The 17714-nt window shown below is 39.3% G+C and carries 18 protein-coding genes and 1 pseudogene; 12 read left to right on the forward strand and 7 right to left on the reverse strand.

Going from position 1 to position 17714, the window contains the following annotated elements:
* Positions 1–225 precede the first annotated feature (225 nt).
* Positions 226–528 carry a hypothetical protein gene (locus H5187_RS21035; RefSeq protein WP_182798303.1) on the reverse strand — a complete coding sequence of 101 codons (303 nt, stop codon included), beginning with the start codon at positions 526–528 and terminating at the stop codon, positions 226–228.
* A 23-nt stretch (positions 529–551) separates the two neighbouring features.
* Between H5187_RS21035 and H5187_RS21040 the strand changes: the two are divergent.
* The 3 genes and pseudogenes from H5187_RS21040 to H5187_RS21050 form a co-directional block, all read left to right on the forward strand.
* Positions 552–661, forward strand: a pseudogene (locus tag H5187_RS21040) (IS3 family transposase); the annotation flags it as partial.
* Positions 662–959: 298 nt separating this feature from the next.
* Positions 960–2303, forward strand: coding sequence for an MATE family efflux transporter (locus tag H5187_RS21045; RefSeq protein WP_182798304.1), 1344 nt, complete (start codon positions 960–962; stop codon positions 2301–2303).
* Positions 2293–4068 (forward strand): S9 family peptidase, encoded by a 1776-nt coding sequence (locus tag H5187_RS21050; RefSeq protein WP_182798305.1) that lies wholly within the window; start codon positions 2293–2295, stop codon positions 4066–4068. The genes H5187_RS21045 and H5187_RS21050 overlap by 11 nt, the downstream gene beginning before the upstream one ends.
* A gap of 26 nt (positions 4069–4094) precedes the next feature.
* Here H5187_RS21050 and H5187_RS21055 read toward each other — a convergent pair whose 3' ends face one another.
* Positions 4095–5129, reverse strand: a complete 1035-nt coding sequence (locus tag H5187_RS21055; protein WP_182798306.1) for an FAD:protein FMN transferase — start codon at positions 5127–5129, stop codon at positions 4095–4097.
* Between the two features lie 44 nt (positions 5130–5173).
* Positions 5174–5758 (reverse strand): GTP cyclohydrolase II, encoded by a 585-nt coding sequence (gene ribA, locus H5187_RS21060; protein ID WP_182798307.1) that lies wholly within the window; start codon positions 5756–5758, stop codon positions 5174–5176.
* A gap of 567 nt (positions 5759–6325) precedes the next feature.
* Between ribA and H5187_RS21065 the strand changes: the two genes are divergently transcribed.
* The 8 genes from H5187_RS21065 (at position 6326) to ribF (ending at position 13169) form a co-directional block, all read left to right on the forward strand.
* Entirely contained in the window at positions 6326–7228 is a 903-nt protein-coding gene (locus H5187_RS21065; protein ID WP_024608732.1) for an HIT family protein, read from the forward strand.
* Between the two features lies 1 nt (position 7229).
* Entirely contained in the window at positions 7230–8231 is a 1002-nt protein-coding gene (locus H5187_RS21070) for an asparagine synthetase A (RefSeq protein ID WP_182798308.1), read from the forward strand.
* A 40-nt stretch (positions 8232–8271) separates the two neighbouring features.
* Positions 8272–8931, forward strand: coding sequence for an exonuclease domain-containing protein (locus tag H5187_RS21075; protein WP_182798309.1), 660 nt, complete (start codon positions 8272–8274; stop codon positions 8929–8931).
* A gap of 1 nt (position 8932) precedes the next feature.
* Positions 8933–9778 (forward strand): hypothetical protein, encoded by an 846-nt coding sequence (locus tag H5187_RS21080; protein ID WP_182798310.1) that lies wholly within the window; start codon positions 8933–8935, stop codon positions 9776–9778.
* An 82-nt stretch (positions 9779–9860) separates the two neighbouring features.
* Positions 9861–10517, forward strand: coding sequence for a riboflavin synthase (locus H5187_RS21085; protein WP_182798311.1), 657 nt, complete (start codon positions 9861–9863; stop codon positions 10515–10517).
* A 33-nt stretch (positions 10518–10550) separates the two neighbouring features.
* Positions 10551–11690: a bifunctional 3,4-dihydroxy-2-butanone-4-phosphate synthase/GTP cyclohydrolase II gene (gene ribBA / locus H5187_RS21090; protein ID WP_182798312.1), complete on the forward strand. Its 1140-nt coding sequence runs from the start codon at positions 10551–10553 to the stop codon at positions 11688–11690.
* Positions 11691–11732: 42 nt separating this feature from the next.
* Complete coding sequence (gene ribE / locus H5187_RS21095; protein ID WP_182798313.1) at positions 11733–12212, forward strand: 6,7-dimethyl-8-ribityllumazine synthase; 480 nt, start codon at positions 11733–11735, stop codon at positions 12210–12212.
* A gap of 24 nt (positions 12213–12236) precedes the next feature.
* A complete protein-coding gene (gene ribF / locus H5187_RS21100) occupies positions 12237–13169 on the forward strand; it encodes a bifunctional riboflavin kinase/FAD synthetase (RefSeq protein WP_182798314.1) in 933 nt (310 codons plus the stop codon).
* Between the two features lie 282 nt (positions 13170–13451).
* On the opposite strand, the gene H5187_RS21105 is transcribed toward ribF, so the two are convergent.
* The 4 genes from H5187_RS21105 to H5187_RS21120 form a co-directional block, all read right to left on the reverse strand.
* Positions 13452–13703, reverse strand: coding sequence for a hypothetical protein (locus H5187_RS21105; protein WP_182798315.1), 252 nt, complete (start codon positions 13701–13703; stop codon positions 13452–13454).
* A 303-nt stretch (positions 13704–14006) separates the two neighbouring features.
* On the reverse strand, positions 14007–14627 hold the full coding sequence (locus H5187_RS21110; RefSeq protein WP_182798316.1) for a hypothetical protein: 621 nt from the start codon (positions 14625–14627) through the stop codon (positions 14007–14009).
* Positions 14628–15296: 669 nt separating this feature from the next.
* Positions 15297–15644, reverse strand: coding sequence for a DUF2513 domain-containing protein (locus tag H5187_RS21115; RefSeq protein ID WP_182798317.1), 348 nt, complete (start codon positions 15642–15644; stop codon positions 15297–15299).
* Positions 15645–16229: 585 nt separating this feature from the next.
* Positions 16230–16439: a hypothetical protein gene (locus H5187_RS21120; RefSeq protein WP_182757554.1), complete on the reverse strand. Its 210-nt coding sequence runs from the start codon at positions 16437–16439 to the stop codon at positions 16230–16232.
* 203 nt (positions 16440–16642) lie between these two features.
* Between H5187_RS21120 and H5187_RS21125 the strand changes: the two genes are divergently transcribed.
* Entirely contained in the window at positions 16643–17266 is a 624-nt protein-coding gene (locus H5187_RS21125; protein WP_182798318.1) for a tyrosine-type recombinase/integrase, read from the forward strand.
* The last annotated feature ends 448 nt before the right edge of the window (positions 17267–17714 follow it).

Genomic DNA, 17714 nt, shown 5'->3' on the forward strand with positions numbered 1-17714 from the left:
TTAGCTCTGTTGTTTTTAAGCGATTCATAAGATCACAAAACACCATGAATGTTCCCTCGCTTCCCACATTTTTTAATACTATTAGTTCATTGATATATAAAGGCTAATTCTGGGGATACTTTAGTCCAATACGTTATTTAACTATTGCAATTGGCTCTTCGCAGTGAGAACGCTCACCCAAAAAAATCAACTTATTTCCTGTAAATTTCCACTTTTCAGCGACTTTTAAGTCATCTTCAAAGTGGTTTTGTCTTCAAATTCGTAACCATCATCCAGTTTATCAGCATGAACACACAACTTAAGTTCTAGTTCACGGAGGATGCTAAACATCGAAGCTAAGTCTTTCACATTTGGATAATATAGATAGGCGCCATTACCCTCATTAGCTTGCATAATATTCAACAAGGCTTTTTTATTAATAACTTCTTGAAAAGTGTCACCATCCCAATTGGTTCTTTCTTCACCCAACTCAAAAATATTAACTTTTATTGCTTTAAATTGATAATTTTTATCACTAAAATTAACCAAAGGTAGTATTTTTGGAGGAAGAAGTGGCTGCGTACATCAAATATTACAACTTAGGCGTCTACATTCAGCGAATAATGAGTTATCGCCTGTGAAGTTTGAAAATAACCAATTTAAAGTGTCCAGTTTGAGTTGACCAGAACAGTCGCCACAGCATCCGATATATAGCACTGAATAATTTGCTTAAGCACATAATGTTGTCATAATAACTTTGCATTTGCTTGTACTTACAAGCTAAAAACAATATAGAGTGCACTATCTAATTTATCATGTTTTGAGTACGCATTGACTATCAGTGAATAAACTTGAAGCCCGCAGATTTGCAGAAAGAATATTAAATACTAAAAATAATTTAAATAATTATTAGCTAGGTACTTAAAAATAGTTCGATCACACTAACGAAGGAACGTGTTATTAAAACTGAAAATAACCCCATGCTAGATAACAAAATATCTAGTCAGCTTAATTCAATGGCATTTTCTACCGCGATAGGAATGCTTTCTGTCATTGGCTTCAACCTCGTCGATACCTTATTTATTGCCCAGTTAGGGGTGGGTGAACTCGCTGCTATTTCTTTTACTCCAGCCATTATATTTAGCTTAAGTAGCTTAACAATTGGTTTAGGTATCGGGCTATCCGTGGTCATCTCAGCGGAAAGTGAGCATCAAAACAAGCAAAAAATATGTACGTATTCAATCTGGCTGTCGTTGATATTTTCAACGCTGTTTGGCTTGTTAGGCGCTGCGACGATTGACCCCGTATTTTCGTTACTAGGTGCATCAGGCAATGTGCTCGATCAAGTACACAAATACATGTTTATTTGGTATCTGAGTATGCCGCTGATGGTGTTGCCCATAGTAGGTAACAGCGCTATTAGGGGCCTTGGTAATGCCAAATTCCCTGCAACGTTAATGTTATTCTCCAGCATACTCAACTTAATCATTGATCCTATATTGATATTTGGGCTTGGTCCAATTGAAGGCATGGGTATAGCAGGCGCAGCTTGGGCCTCAATGATTGCAAGGCTGATATCCACACTCATTGCGATTCGCTATTTGCACTATAAACTAGATTTGCTTACGCTATCTTTCAATACGCTACAAGATGTACTTTCAATCTGGCAACGCGTTTTAAAAATAGCTATGCCTGCAGGCGCATCTCGAATTTTAACACCTTTGTCTATGGGCATTGTGACCATGATAGTCGCCAAGCATGGTTCTGAAGCGGTAGCAGCATTCGGTGTCGGCGCCAGAATTGAGTCATTAACGATGATTTTTATTACGGGTCTGTCGACCGTCATTGGCCCTTTCATAGGCAAGAACCTGAGTCATTCTGCGACTGATCGAGTCAATGGCGCCATCAATTACGGTTTAAAATTCTGCCTAATTTGGGGAGGAGTCAATGCGGTTGTGTTGATGCTACTTGCAAAACCTTTGGGGCACTTGATCAGCGATGATGCCCAAGTAGTGGAATATAGCATTTGGTACTTATACATTATCCCTATTAGCTTAACTGGTTTAGCTACGCAAATCATCGTATCTTCATGCGGTTACCCATTAGGAAAACCCATGCTGGGACTACATCTTAGTATGCTCAGAATGTGGCTGTTTTGTATTCCTGCGGTCCTCATTGGCAACCACTTTGGTGGTGTAGTAGGCATTATGTGGGCAATCCTCATAGCTAACATCCTTTGTGGGCTTGTGTCATTCATCGTGATTAAAAAGATACAAACTCAAGCACTGACAACTCATTTGGTTGCACCACAACGTGTTTCCTGATGTAAATAAACTATTGGCATTAAAGCGGCCCGACCGGGTCGCGATCGCGCCAAGCGGGAAAGTAATAGCCTATACCCAATTGGTATCAAACCTAGAAAAAAACCAGTTTGATCGATGTTGTTGGTGTTACAACACCGATACTTTAGAACAACAACAAATCGTTGACCATGGTGATATTCGTCAATTACACTTTCTAGATGACACAAGATTAGTTATTTTATGGGACGATGGTCGATTTGATGGCAGTTATCTGCTCTATCTTATTCATACTTCAGGGGCTGAAAGTAACCCTATATTGCTCAGCCATAAACACGTGTCCATGTTTACTCCCTTTCGCTCAGGTGTCCTTTATACATGTACTAACAATACACAGTTAGAATACAAGGTAGTTACAAAAAGCTACTTAGATAAACCCGACTATACCCTTAAAAGTCAGGCTCGAATAATCAATATTGTCTCAAGCAAACCCTCTGCACTGCATGCTGTTGTCACGCTAAAACAGGCATCCAACCCTTCACTTATCGCAAGGGTTGAACTCACAGAGCAACATGGCTTAACCCTTATACCAATTCACTCGCCGCCTGCACATCAGCTCATTGCAAAAGCTATCAGTGAGTGCGGGCAAAAAGTGTATGCTCAAGGCTGTAACAATAATGCTCGCTATGCTCAAAAAGATACCTGGGAAATCACGCATGATCAGGCGTCCTGTTTAAGTGAGCATATAGACAGAGACACTGAGATCATTGGCCACACGACAAATGGGTTGCTGATTCGTTTTGTCGATGGACTCACAGCAAAGTTAGGGTGGCTCGATAAACACCATATCACATTGCTCAATATCAATGGGCTCAGTAGCAGAATAGATGCAGAACTAACAGATAACGCGCTTGTTTTCATAGGTCAAAGTGCCAAACATTTCCCCGATGTCTTTTGCTTTAATCTCAATAAGCAAAAAGTGATCAATGTTTCGGGTAATCATACGCAACTCACAGGCCTTGATTTTGGCCTAGCTAAAGGATTCAATTGGTGCTCTGAAGACGGCTTATCGTTGCAAGGCGTACTGCGTTTCAGCAAAAACCAGTCAAATCTGGCGCAAGCTCCTGTAGCAGTGATTATTCATGGGGGCCCGAAAGACTTTTCTGAATTGCAATTATTCAGCGATCACCACTGGTATGCCCCCTATTTGCCTCTTTTAGCTGCTGGATATGTGATTTTTGAACCGAATTACCGTGGTTCTATTGGTCAAGGGCAAGCATTCGCACAGATAAATGTGGACCATCTAGGCCGCCTAGATATGCAAGATATTTGCTCTGGTATCAAAGCTTTGCATAAACAGTATGCTATCGACTTAAAACAGGTAATAGGTATAGGCTGGAGCCAAGGTGGATACATTTGTGCGTATACAGGGTGTCACAGCAACGCATTCACTAAAGTAATTATTGGAGCGGCAATCAGTGATTGGCATACTTACCAGGCAGTTACCGATATTCCTGACTTCGTCAGTGATTATTTACCGAGTAACACTGCCCGATTAGAAGCATCGGTTATCAATTCACCGCCCACTCATAAACCAGACATGCTCATTATCCATGGAACAAATGATTTTCGAGTGCCCATTCAATGTGCTCAACAACTCAGTGAATATGCATTTAAAAATAAGATTACCCATAGATCATTATTCATTGAAGGAATGAAACATCGTGTAAATAAACCATCTGAATTAAAGTCAATATGGACAAATAGCTTAGAGTGGATAATTAATTAACTATCTACTCTAAGCTCTATTATTTTTTAACTTTGAGACTTTAAATAGGGAGTGAATGCTTCAGAGTGATGCTCTGAGAAGGTGCCATCTAAATTCTTTGTAATAAATAAAGCTGCTATATTATGTTCATTCGCTAAGTTCATTGCCTTATCCAACCCCATAATCATAAAGGCTGTCGATAAACCATCTGCAACCATGCAAGATGGTGAGATTACAGAAGTCGAAACCATTCTATGTGTTATAGGACGTCCTGTTTTAGGGTCAATCAGATGAGAGTAACGCACATTATTTTCTTCGTAGAAGTTTCGATAATCACCAGCTGTTGCAATCGCATTATCTTTGGGCGTAATAACACGCTGAATAGCACGCGTCTCAGACACGGGCTTTTCCACCGCAATGACCCAGTTTTTATTTTCTAAAGAGGTCCCTTTAGTGCGAATTTCGCCACCAATTTCCACCAAGTAGTCATGGATACCTTTACTATCAAGTAAGTCGGCAACAACATCCACCCCATATCCTTTGGCCAGCGTAGATAAATCGAGGTATATATCTGGATTTGCTTTGCTAACCGTTGTTCCCTCTATCGACAAAAAGCGGATGCCAAATTTATCTCTTGCTTGCGCTATCATTTCATCGGTGGGTGTTGTTTCTGGACGGTTAGCAGGGCCAAAGCCCCACAGGTTAACTAATGATCCAATCGTGACATCAAGATAGCCATTAGTGAAGCTTTCTAGGCGAATGGCTTCGGATAGCATTTCGCGAAACTCGTCGGAGGCTGCAATGGGAAGAGTTGATTTTTTAGCATTGAACAATGACAACTCGGAGTCTTCCATATAAGTCGAGGCAATTTCATTAACACCAAGCAGCGCTTTATCGACTTTTATCTGAATATGTTCTACCTCAACTGCATCTGACATTGCTTTAAAGGTGATATGATAAGAAGTCCCCATTGTTGTACCTGTCAATTGAAACTTATTCTCTTGTGCAGGTGAACACGCCGAAAGCAAATTCACAAAAATTAGTGCGATAAAAATAGCGTATATATGCTTAAATTGACTCATTGCAACTCTCCTTAGATAAATGGCTCATTATTAAAGCCAAGCTTTTAAATGATATGACCCATCTTATCTCTTTTTACGGATAAATAATTACTATTATGTGTGCAAGCTGCAATTTTATGTGGCACTCGTTCCGACAAATTAATACCTAGCTCTTCAATCGCCTTGAGTTTAGCTGGATTATTTGTCATCAGCCTTAATTCAGAAATATTAAAATGGTCACACATAAATTTTAATATTGAATAATCTCTTTGATCAGCATCAAAACCTAACTTTAAGTTTGCTTCAACAGTATCAGCGCCATTATCCTGTAAATCATATGCCTTTATTTTATTTAGTAGCCCTATTCCACGTCCCTCTTGACGTAAATAGAATATAACCCCTCGTTTTTCCTGCGCAATTAGCTCTAATGCGGATTCTAGTTGAAGGCCACAATCACACCTCAAACTAAATAAAGCGTCTCCAGTCAGACACTCAGAGTGAATCCTTGCCAAAACAGGCCCCTCACTACTCAAATCTCCCATAGAAATCGATACATGTTCTTGATCATTATTGATATCTTTAAATCCATGCAGAGTAAATTCTCCCCAGCGAGTGGGTAACTTTGTTGACGCGACATAACAAAAAGACAAAACCAAAAGCTCCAAATTAAATCATGGATGGGTAAGTATTCCTTACAATAAACCACATAATGCGAATGCCGTATTATGGCTATATATTCATTTACATCCAAGTAAAAAAATGAGTCCAATAAAAATTAAAAACCCTAACAACCCCTGAATAAAAATGCGAAATGTTAGACTAATAAATTTACTATTTACCACACTCATTGAGAAATGCACGACTAATAAAGTAGTTGTGTGAAAGCTCTAATTGAGAGCAGCCGCGACAATATATCTTTCATAATATTTAAAATCAATCAAAATGGAATACAATTTAAAAATGAGTAAAATATCGTAACAATACAACTTTTTACTATTTACAAACCATATCAAACATTTTAAATTCCATACCCGCAATGTTTTACAATCCCTTATTTTAAATAAGAAATATATGAACTGGCCTTAAAATTCCACATATATTATTGCGATTAACAAAATAACATAGGTTGTTAATTATTTTGTTTTTATAAATTTTTTAAACGAGCAAGCAAAGGAAATTAGCTTGCTTTGCAACGTTCAAATAAGGAGGGTTCACTAATGGCCTATGAAAAACCAGAACGGTTTCCCTGCCCATTTTGTGAATGTAATACAGGCCGGATACCCAGTGCTATTGTATTCGAGAGTGAACACGCTATTTCGTTTATGGCAGTAAATAGGCGCAGCACAGGAGCCGTCCTAGTTACACCTAAACGTCATGTGGAGCAAATATCAGACCTGACGCCCGCAGAATCCCTAGATGTCATGGAGATATTGCAAAAAACAGCAAAATCCGTGTACTCAGCATACGGTCCTGACGCGATACATTCTTTCTGTAATGCTGGGATTCGAGCTGGACAGTCCGTTTGTCACATGCACTTCCAAATCCAAACTCGCTTTAACAGCAAAGAATACTCTTTCGCACCAAGTATCGACATTCCCTGGATAGCGGTAGATGAACTTCGTCAAAACGCTGAACGAATTAAAAGTGCAGCACCTGATTTAGTTGAGTATCAACCGAAATTCACCACGCCTGACGCAAAAATGGAAGAATTCACATCACCGATGACCCGCTTAAAAGAAGATGGCGTTTTAATCAGTGAAAGTGAGCATTTCTATGCCGTTACGGCGGAATATAGTCGTGTGAAAGGGGCGATTGTAATCTTACCAAAACGTCAAGTATCCAATTACTTAGAACTATCTGTAGAAGAAAGTAATGACTTGATGTTGCACGTAAGAAAGCTCGCGCGCGCAACTGAAAAAGCATATGACCCTATTGGCCTGAGCGTTTGGTGGGAGACGGGTACTGAAGCAGATCAATTCTTTGACCATTTGGTTGTAGAGATCACGCCTTATTTCGAAGATATCGAATACAAGTATCAGCCTCGCTCTGAGCTGACTCAAACACCTTTAGAGCACAGACAATCTTGGACTCAACACATTATTAAGCACCTGGAGCCGTAACATGCATGGAAATTGGCTAGATAAAGATAGATTCTTACACTTATTAGACAACCCTTGGTATAAATTACTTGCCGAGCTACAAAGCTATATTTCGGTAGAAACTTACCGCTATTGGGACTCTCAATCTTTAAAAACGTTGCATTTACCCATAACAACAAATGCAGTTTCAAGCCCTATGGGACTGGGTAGTGACTCACTACCAGTAAAAATTGATCTATTTGGTATCGAAACGTATTTAGCAGACTCAATGCAATTTATGCTTGAGTATGGCTGTCGTTTCTTTGATTCAGGTAGCTACTACGTAATGCCATCATTCCGTGGTGAGAACGCAACTAAGCGTCATTTATGTCAGTTCTATCACAGTGAAATAGAAGTACCTCGCGATTTAAATGCAACCATTGAGATGGCTGAGAACTATATCAAGCACTTAGCAAAAGGTATATTAGAGCAGTTTGGTGAGCAAATTAACGGTTATTCAGGTTCTAGCAGCCACCTAGAACAACTAGCAAACCATGAAGGTAACCTGCCTCGCGTCACTTTCGATGAAGCAGCAGAAATCCTGGAAAACAATCCAGAATACATCGAACACCATGAAGGTGGCTGGAGAACGATTTCTCATGCAGGTGAGCGAGAAATGATCAAGCACTTCGGCGGCTTTGTATGGATCACACATTATGACCACCTTTCTGTGCCATTCTATCAAGCCTATGCTGATGAAACTAAAAAATCGGCGGCATGTGCAGATTTACTCTTCGGTTTAGGCGAGATCGTTGGCTTGGGTGAGCGTCACCAGACCGCTGAAGAAACCATCGATGCACTAGAGCTACACGAAGTGCCAGCAGAAGATTACCGCTGGTATGTTGAAATGAAACGTAAGTCGCCATTAAAAACATCAGGTTTTGGCATGGGTGTAGAGCGTTTCTTAATGTGGGTACTTAGCCACGACGATATTCGTGACATGCAAATTTTGGCACGTTTCAATGATGCGCGTACTGAGCCATAAGTGAGCGAAAGCTCACCTTAAGAGTAAAAAGGGAAAATTTATGAGTCTTATTTTTGCTGGTATGGATGGAGAAATGACCGGCTCGCGTGTTGAAGAGCATGAGTTGATCCAAATTGGCTTAGCCCTTTCTGAAACGGAAATCTTCTGTTCTCGCATCGGTTGGGAGTCATTTGCATATGATCCTGAATCACTTGAAGTGATTGGTGTGACTAAAGAACAAGTAAAAGAAGGGCCCTCCGCCGAAGAAGTTGATGAGCAACTCGTCCAATGGCTTGAATCAAAAGGAGTTGCCAAGCATTCGATTGTCCCCGTTGGCTGGGAAGTCGCTGCTTTTGATAAACCTTTTATCAAAAAAACACTCCCAAAGTTTTTTGAGTACTTACACCACCACTCGGTTGAGCTAAATAGCATCATGTATACCCTTGGCGATACAATGCCGTATCAAGGTGTTAGACCAAACGGTTATGTGTGGAAAAAAATGACAAAGTTTGCAGCAACATTCAACATTAAGTGTGAAGATGCTCGTTGGCCGAAGAGGCATGATGCAGGTGAAGACGCGATCATGGGTCTACAATCTTGGCGTTGGGTTAGGAATATTATTGCAGCAGGTAACCCTGGGTTGCTTGATGTGGAGCCTAAGCAAGCTGAACTATATGGTCGCATTACCAGCATAGATGCGACCCGTGGAAAATCTAAGTAATATGAAAACACATTCTAAAACAGTCTTACAGCAGTTATCTGATTATCCAGCGTTGAGCAAAACGTTCAAACATTGTCTCGAGTTTGACTATGAAGGACTACAGCTAGACTTTGCAGTGAAAGGAAGCTTGGTAACAGGTGAAGTTGATGCATTGTCAGATATTGATCTGTATATTAACGTACCGGATGCCAGCCTTTTGGGTCATGTACAAAACACATTTGTCGATTATATTGAAGGGTTCACTCAGGTACTGACATGGTTCAGAGCCGAACATATCAATATGCCCAACCTTTTAGTGTTTTATTTAGTTGTTGATGGTGAAATGATTAAACTTGACGTCGAAATCATTTGCCTACAACAACAACCCCAAGCATTACCTGAAAAGTTTCTTGCCTTAAAAGAGCACACAAACATTTTTGAGTCTCAAGAAAAAGAAACACCTCAAAGCGCAGACTTCGAGTTTATTCACCGAAAGTTCTGTGCTTGGCAATGGTTTATCTATTGCAAAATTGCTAGAGGCGAATTGTTCCAAGCGGCGCGCTCGATTGATTTTAGCCGAGAAAATGCGTTACTCGTGATTATTCGAAAGCACTTTGATCTGGAGCCTTTTGATGGGCATAGACGAATCGAGCAATTGCTACCAAGCGACACCCTAACACAGCTGTTCAAAACCTACCCAAATAGCTTAACTAAAGAAGCTATGCTGGATAGTCTCACGCAGCTATCAAACATGTTTGAGTATTATTGGGGTCAGTTCATACAATCGACGCCCGTTGTTCATGATGCACAACTACTCGAAATAATTAATGAACAGATCAGCAATCATTTCGCTAAACACCTCAGGTAAATCTTGATTTTAATTTTTAATATATAAGTGGAAATGAACTTGCGTCACTCACTTTAATAGGGACATTCGTACGGGAAATAAGATGTTTACAGGCATTGTAGAGGCAACAGGTTACTTAATGGAAGTCACTAAAGTAACAGGTGATTTATCCGTAAAAATTAACAGCGGTATACTCGATCTATCAGATGTAAAGCTTGGAGATAGTATCGCAACCAATGGTGTTTGCCTTACCGTCACTGAACTATTTAATCATGGTTACAGTGCCGATATATCCCCAGAAACCCTCTCTTTAACTGGGTTTGACCGATATTCTATTGGACAAAAGCTGAATCTTGAAAAAGCTCTCACAATCAGCTCTAGGCTTGGAGGGCACTTAGTATCAGGACACGTAGATGGTATTGCACAAGTAACACGTATTGTCCCTAATGCCAGAACGACTGAGTACTGGCTAAGTGCACCTATAGAGTTAGCTAAATATATTCCTTTGAAAGGCTCTGTATGTATTGACGGCATTAGTCTCACTGTAAACGAGATCAATGCTCAACAATTCAAACTGACGATTGTGCCACACACGATTGCTCATACAACAATAGCTGACTTTCAAGTTGGCAGTTTGGTGAACCTAGAAGTTGATCAAATCGCCCGCTACTTAGAACGTTTACTGAGCCCTTCGACTGAACAAGCGCCAGCATCAGACCTATCAATGGCACTTTTAAAAAGTGCAGGATTTGTCCAATAGCACAACAGCTACCAAATAAGAGGCATTTTTCAAATGAAAATGAACACCACAGAAGAAATTATAAGTGATATTGCCGCTGGTAAAATGGTCATTATCATGGATGACGAGGACAGAGAAAATGAAGGCGATTTAATTGTTGCTTCAGAGTTTATTACACCCGAAATCATCAATTTCATGGCAACTTATGGCCGTGGGTTGATTTGTCAAACAATGACAGCAGAACGCTGCGAGCAGTTGAACCTGCCAATGATGGTACAGCAAAATGGTGCGCATTTTGCCACTAACTTCACGGTTTCAATTGAAGCCGCAGAGGGAGTGAGCACGGGTATTTCAGCTGCAGATCGTGCGCGTACAGTACAAGCGGCTGTCGCAAAAGACGCTAAGCCTACAGATATAGTACAACCGGGTCACATCTTTCCACTACGCGCACAAAATGGTGGTGTGATAGTACGTGCAGGCCATACCGAAGCAGGTTGCGATTTTGCACGCCTAGCTGGTTTAGAGCCAAGCGCCGTAATCGTTGAAATACTCAATGAAGATGGCACGATGGCAAGACGCCCAGATTTGGAAATATTCGCTAAAAAACACGACTTGAAGATTGGCACAATTGCGGACCTCATTGAATACCGCAACTTAAATGAATCTAGCATAAAACGTGTTGCACAATGTCATTTCCCAACTCAGTTTGGAGACTTCAATCTAGTTACTTATAAAGACACTATTGAAAATCACCTTCACTATGCCCTCATTAAAGGCGATTTAGACAGTAATACACCAACTTTAGTCAGGGTGCATTTACAAAACACACTGCAAGGCTTAATTGCACAAACAACTGAGAATAATGACAGTTGGTCAGTGCAAAACGCCATGAAAAAAATAGGTCAAGAAGGTGGGGTTTTAGTCTTGATCAATGGTGAAGACAGCACAGAGCAATTAGCTTCTCTTTTACAAGGTCATGATGTACTGAAAACTGAGCTCACAGTGCCTGCGGCAAGTCGAGCAAAGCATACTGGACTTGGTTCACAGATCTTAGCCGACCTTGGCGTTGAAAAACTCAAACTCATGGGTCGCAAACGTAAGTATCCGGCATTGTCTGGCTATAAGCTTGAAGTGATCGAATACCTTGAGCCTAAAGCTTTAGTAAACGCTATGGCTGAAGCTGTCGCAATTTAATTAAACCACTTAACGCAATTTTATTTTTATAGAGATTACAGAATGAACATCATTGAAGGAAACAAATATACACCAGGTAAGAAGTACGCCATTATCATTTCAAGATTTAATGATTTTATTGGTAGTAAGTTACTTGAAGGTGCGATGGATGAATTAGTACGCACAGGTGGTGTTAGCGAAAGTGATATCACAGTCATCAAAGTACCAGGTGCCGTAGAGCTACCATTATGTGCTAAAAAAGTAGCGAGCACACAGAAGTTTGACGCAATCATTGCTCTTGGCGTCATCATCCGTGGTGGTACGCCTCACTTTGACCTTGTAGCTAATGAGTCAAACAAAGGCTTAGCGCAAGTATCTCTTGATCACCAAGTTCCTGTTGCATTTGGCGTACTAACGACCGAAAGCATTGAGCAAGCTATCGAGCGCGCCGGAACAAAGATGGGTAACAAAGGTGCAGAAGCTGCATTGGGTGCGCTTGAAATGGTTAGCGTAATGGACGCGCTAAATAGCCAGTTAGCATAACAAAAGCAGCGGTATCGAATATCTATGGAATTAGTTCAAGGTTTACATAATATAAGTACCGAACACCATGGTTGTGTTCTAACTATCGGCAATTTTGATGGTGTTCACTTGGGCCACAAAGAAGTACTGGCTCAAGTGAACTCGTTAAGCGAAAAATACGCTCTTCCAGCTGTGGTGATGGTATTTGAACCTCAGCCCAAAGAGCTGTTTATGAAGCATAAAGCACCTGCTCGGCTTTGCTCCATTAGAGAGAAATACACCCATTTGAAATTGCAAAAATTGGATCGAATGGTGTGTGTAAACTTCAATGAAAAGTTTGCCAACCTCAGTGCAGATGACTTTATTAACCTACTTCACGAAAAATTAGGCGTAAAACACCTGATAGTCGGTGACGACTTTCAATTTGGCCGCGATCGAGAAGGCGGTTATGCGTTACTTCAAAAAGCAGGTAAAGAGTTAGGATTTAGTGTCTCGAACACTCAGAGTTTTGTTCAAGAACAACTCAGGGTCAGTAGCACGGCCATTCGAGACGCGCTCAATCAAGGTGATTTAAAAGCCGCTCACACTATGCTAGGTAGGCCATTTAGTATTTTAGGGCGAGTCAGTCATGGCAACAAGCTAGGCAGAACAATCGGCTTCCCAACGGCCAATATTCCGTTGAAACGAGCATGCCCTCCGCTTAAAGGCGTTTTTGTCGTGCGTGTTAATGGTGCCAAAGATAACCCTGTTAATGGAATTGCTAACATTGGCAAACGGCCAACAATGGATGGTGATGTGCATGTCCTTGAAGTTCATTTATTAAACTTTCAGGCTGATATTTACGGGCTACATATTGAAGTCGAAGTGCTGGAAAAATTACGAGATGAGCATAAATTCGATGACTATGAGCAGCTAAAAAAGCAAATTGAGATAGACGCTCAACATGCAAGAGAGTGGTTTATTAATTCAGCATTGTGATACGTAGATACTATCTTTTCAAAGTACTCGTAAGCCAAATTTTATGCTAACTCAGATTGGTATTTTGTTTGGTTTTTTATTACATCAAAGCAGATTTGAATTAGCTTTATCATTGCAGCTCCTAAAAGTTTACATCTTTAGTTGGCGCAGCACCATTTAATCGTGATGTAGCATCCAAATCATTGCAATCAATAAGTGGGTATTTCTAAGAAAGAAATTATCATTGTCATTTTCATAATTTGATTTTGTATTTTTGTCTTTAATTTCTTCGTTCGCCATAAATTACTCCACTTTCCAACCTGTCTTTTGAAGAATTTCGGCTGAGGCAGTTTCAGGGACGTTAAACCAATATGAGTAAACCATTTCACCACTGGAGCCAGTATCTTCATGTAGTTCAATGTCTAGTTCATCATACTGCTCATCAGTTAAACCTAGATATTCAGCAAGTTCATTCATATTATCACCTAGTTTATTTGGCAGTCCGTGACCTGCGTCAATGTCTTTTTGGTTTCCACTATTTGCGATTTGTGACATTAGTGTCGCTGAAATCAAATTACATATCAATCACTTAAAAATAACCTGCAACCATTCCCCGACATAAAATACAACCATACAATGACATAGATGTTAAGGGTTATGTGTGTTTTAGGCTGTCGTTGGCAAATCGCTATCGTCAGTACGTACATAAAGAATAGGTAGAATTTCAGTATTTACGATTGTAGGGCTAAATTTAAGCCTATCCTAATACTTGGTTTTCGTTCAAACCGAACTTCGCAAAAGTGCCAATTGCGGTCATTGGTAAACTTTGATGTATGAAGTCAAGATTTGTTAGGCTAACTATGCAGCTGCAAGTCTTTGCTCGATACCTTGCCAAAAATTTTTATCATACTTAATTTTAGAAACTCGGCATGCTACTTCAGCCTGATCCTGTACTGAATATTTACCAAATGTGAAATTTTGTTTTTCATCAGAGATTTTACATGTATAAAAGATAATTTGAATAACATCAAGTAACAATTGAGCGGTATAAAATTGCATTGGTTGATATATTTCACTTTCGTTACAATCAGAAATCAATTGTTGGAATAACTCATTTCTCTTCATACTTAAAGATTTAATTTTAGTGAAAATTCCTTTCAAACCAATGATAAGTTCACGCTGATCAGTATTTAGTAACTCTATTGATCCACAAAGTTCAGTACTTAAACTATCAATGATCGTCATATCAAACTCAGGCACCCCAGAGTATGAATTTTTTAAAGGATTATTGTAATCATTGATTAAAGCTGGAACACAGCGGCTATATCTTTTCATTAGGAGCTCAAATTCGCCCCAAAATGCCTGTTTTTGAAGTTTGGAACGTTCATTAAATAATTTTATTGTTAATTTATGCCCAACAACCCCCCCGCATATTGCACTTACTAAAGCGCCAACGATTCCTATTAACCAGTTTTCCATATTTACAAAAAACTCCTAGTAAGCCTAACAACTTATCAGAGGGCACTTTCCCTATTTTAGCGCGAAAACATCCTTATTTTGTGAACTTACATTAATAACAAATAGTGTAAGCTATTGCCAGTAGAGTATTTGCGTTAACTCACAATGGGGCAAAAACAATTTAGCGCCTAAGAATGGCTCTGTGCCAATAACGGACATTGGTAACGCTTTACCAAGGGGCAAATGCGAACGTTTTTGGGCGTAACCCAGCGAGTAATTTTCTGGTTTATGTTTTTGTTATGTTTTGATGCCCCGAGATGTTTGCGACACCTCGGGGGCTTGTTAAATGTATTGAAGGATATGAACTAAAGCAAGGGCAAAACCTGTTAGGGCCGTGATAACTTTAGCTAAATCAATCTTTACATTAATGTTGAGTGTGGTTTTCATGGCAAAAGCCCTTATAAACCGACTCAATCGATTAAGTCATGAAAGACTCATTTTTTATATACCGCCTTACAACGTAAGATAGCCCTTTAGCCGCTTACTAGGCGACAAATCGCGGTTAGTGGCCGCGAATACTTTAAAAACATAACGCTCGCATAAAATGCGGATAATGCTTGGATAAAATTAGCAAGGAACGAGTAAAAGCTAACTGTTTTTTGTCCGTTTAAGCAACTTAATATGTCCAAATTACACTGTTTGAAATAACAGTTTAACACCTTGCTTAATAGTTTCCATTGTTACCGTTTTACCAGACTCCTGAATAAAACTTTTGACTTTGAACCAATTAGTATCTGAAGCAATAGCGTCAATAAAGTCATGGCCGCTCCATGTAAGATCTTTGACAAAAACACTAGAAGGAACGACAGAAGTATTAGCTAAATTATTTTGGATTTTCCCTTCTAACAAGCCAACATCAATAGCTAGTTTTCTGTGGTATTTTAGGTTAACAGAATCATAACCATGTATATCACCATTTGGGTTACCATTTTGAGCTTCAATTAAAATTAATCTAATGAGATCCATATCACGTTTCACAACACTCTCCTTTGCACATAACCATTTTAATAGTGCGCTCATCGCGCATACTTCTGCCGACTTAACGCTCATTTATCTACTTTTAACAAAAAACCTAAAATATTGCTATCACTAAGTTTTCTAAAACTTTTAACGCGCGTCGCTCGTTTGCTTGAATATATGCGAAAATGATACAGTTTGACCACTCAATTAACTATTATATTTATCCAATCTCAATGACCGGTTATCGCTCTCTGTTGACCTACACAGCTAATATAATATCTCTACGCCCTTCATACTATGACTACTGGCAAGGTCAATGAGCTTGGAATCTTTAATGAAGGTATAATCAAATGTACACTCTAAATCTGAAAGCTGGAGGCGCTTGGGCGTTTTTCTTTAAGCTGAGGGGGTTTAAAGCATTTTGATTTAGAAAGAGTTTAGAATAACGAGGCGCTGTATATATGTATACCTATCAAGCGATAACTTTGAGTATCCTGCCAAAATAGCTCGGCTTTTAAGTTTATCATGAGCAATAATTGAAGCAGTATTTTACCAAAACAAAATTACGCTACTTTGCTACGATTCCTGCTTCAATTACTTGTATTAGTTATTTTCAGGCAGTTTTTTAATAACTAAAAAGTAATAAACGAGGTACCCTAACCAAGAAATAAAGAATGACATTAAGAACCAAACGACTTTGTCCGTGCCTTTTGCTTTTTTAGATACTAAAGCTAGAATCCAAGGCAAAGCTCCCATAAAGAAAATAAATAGCAAAATAAATATTTGCCATAGACTAATTCCACCTAACCCCATACTAACTCCTTTATAACTTAGATGAACTAAATATAACAGATTAATCATCCGTTTTTTACTGCTCACAGCATACCAAAACTGATTATTACTTGTCTTGTATTTTTAGTAGCAATTTAAACAGTTGTTTGGCTGCTTACCGCTCATACCCGAATTCTTTTGTAGCGAGCTAAGCTTAAAAATCCATAAACACCGGAGTACAACTAATGCACCAGTTAACTATATATCAGCCTAAAGAGCCTTGGAATAAAAATAAGCTTGTAGGACAAAAGTTACCTCTAAAATTACAGCAAATATGGGCTATCCGAATACGACTAGAACTTTTTCATAAAATAAGAGATCTAGCACTATTTAACCTAGCCATAGATAGCAAACTAAGAGGATGTGATTTAGTTTCACTAAAAGTTAATGATATCGCACATGGTAAAACAATCCAATCAAGGGCAATAGTCGTTCAAAAAAAGACTGGTATACCTGTTCAATTTGAAATTACTGGAAATACAAGGAAATCAATTGTGACGCTCATAGAGCAATTTACTCTCAATTCTTATGATTACTTGTTTAAGTCACGAATTCATTCCTCTGAACACCTTTCAACCCGTCAATATGGACGTATAGTTGATTCTTGGGTCACCTCAATTGGGTTAGATAAGACTCAATATGGCACTCACTCTATGAGACGTACCAAACCATCACTAATTTACAAAAAAACTAAAAATTTAAGAGCCTGTCAACTTCTACTTGGCCATAGAAAACTGGAGAGCACAGTCAGGTACTTGGGAATAGAAGTTGATGATGCGTTAGAAGTATCAGAACAGATCGATGCTTAAATTTGAACCTAAGCCAGACTCGAAGTTAGAGTCTGACACGTGCCCAGACTGTGTAAAAACTAATTTTTAATAAATTGTCTTGGGTATGTTCTTGGTTTGAAACCATTTAAGATGGTTGCGATCGATTTTTTCTCAGTATCGCAATTTTCTCCGCGCGAGCGAAACTGCTATGGCAACGCTACTCTAATTGCTTTACTTAGGCCGTTAACTCCCATAATTGCATATTCTCACCAGCTTTGATCACCCAATGGCATTAACTTTGATCACTTATTCTCATTAAGCTTTGATCACGAAAATTACGCGATAATGATCACTTTTGTGTCCTTAATGATTTTGCCGATCAAAGCTTAATGCCACTCGTAACCGAGTTCACGTTTTATCATTTTTGTAGGTATGTTAAACCGTTATCTAAATCATTTGATGAGGATAACAATAATGTCAACAAGAC

Origin of the sequence: Pseudoalteromonas sp. SG44-1 (assembly GCF_014164315.1) — a bacterium.
Classification (GTDB): domain Bacteria; phylum Pseudomonadota; class Gammaproteobacteria; order Enterobacterales; family Alteromonadaceae; genus Pseudoalteromonas; species Pseudoalteromonas rhizosphaerae.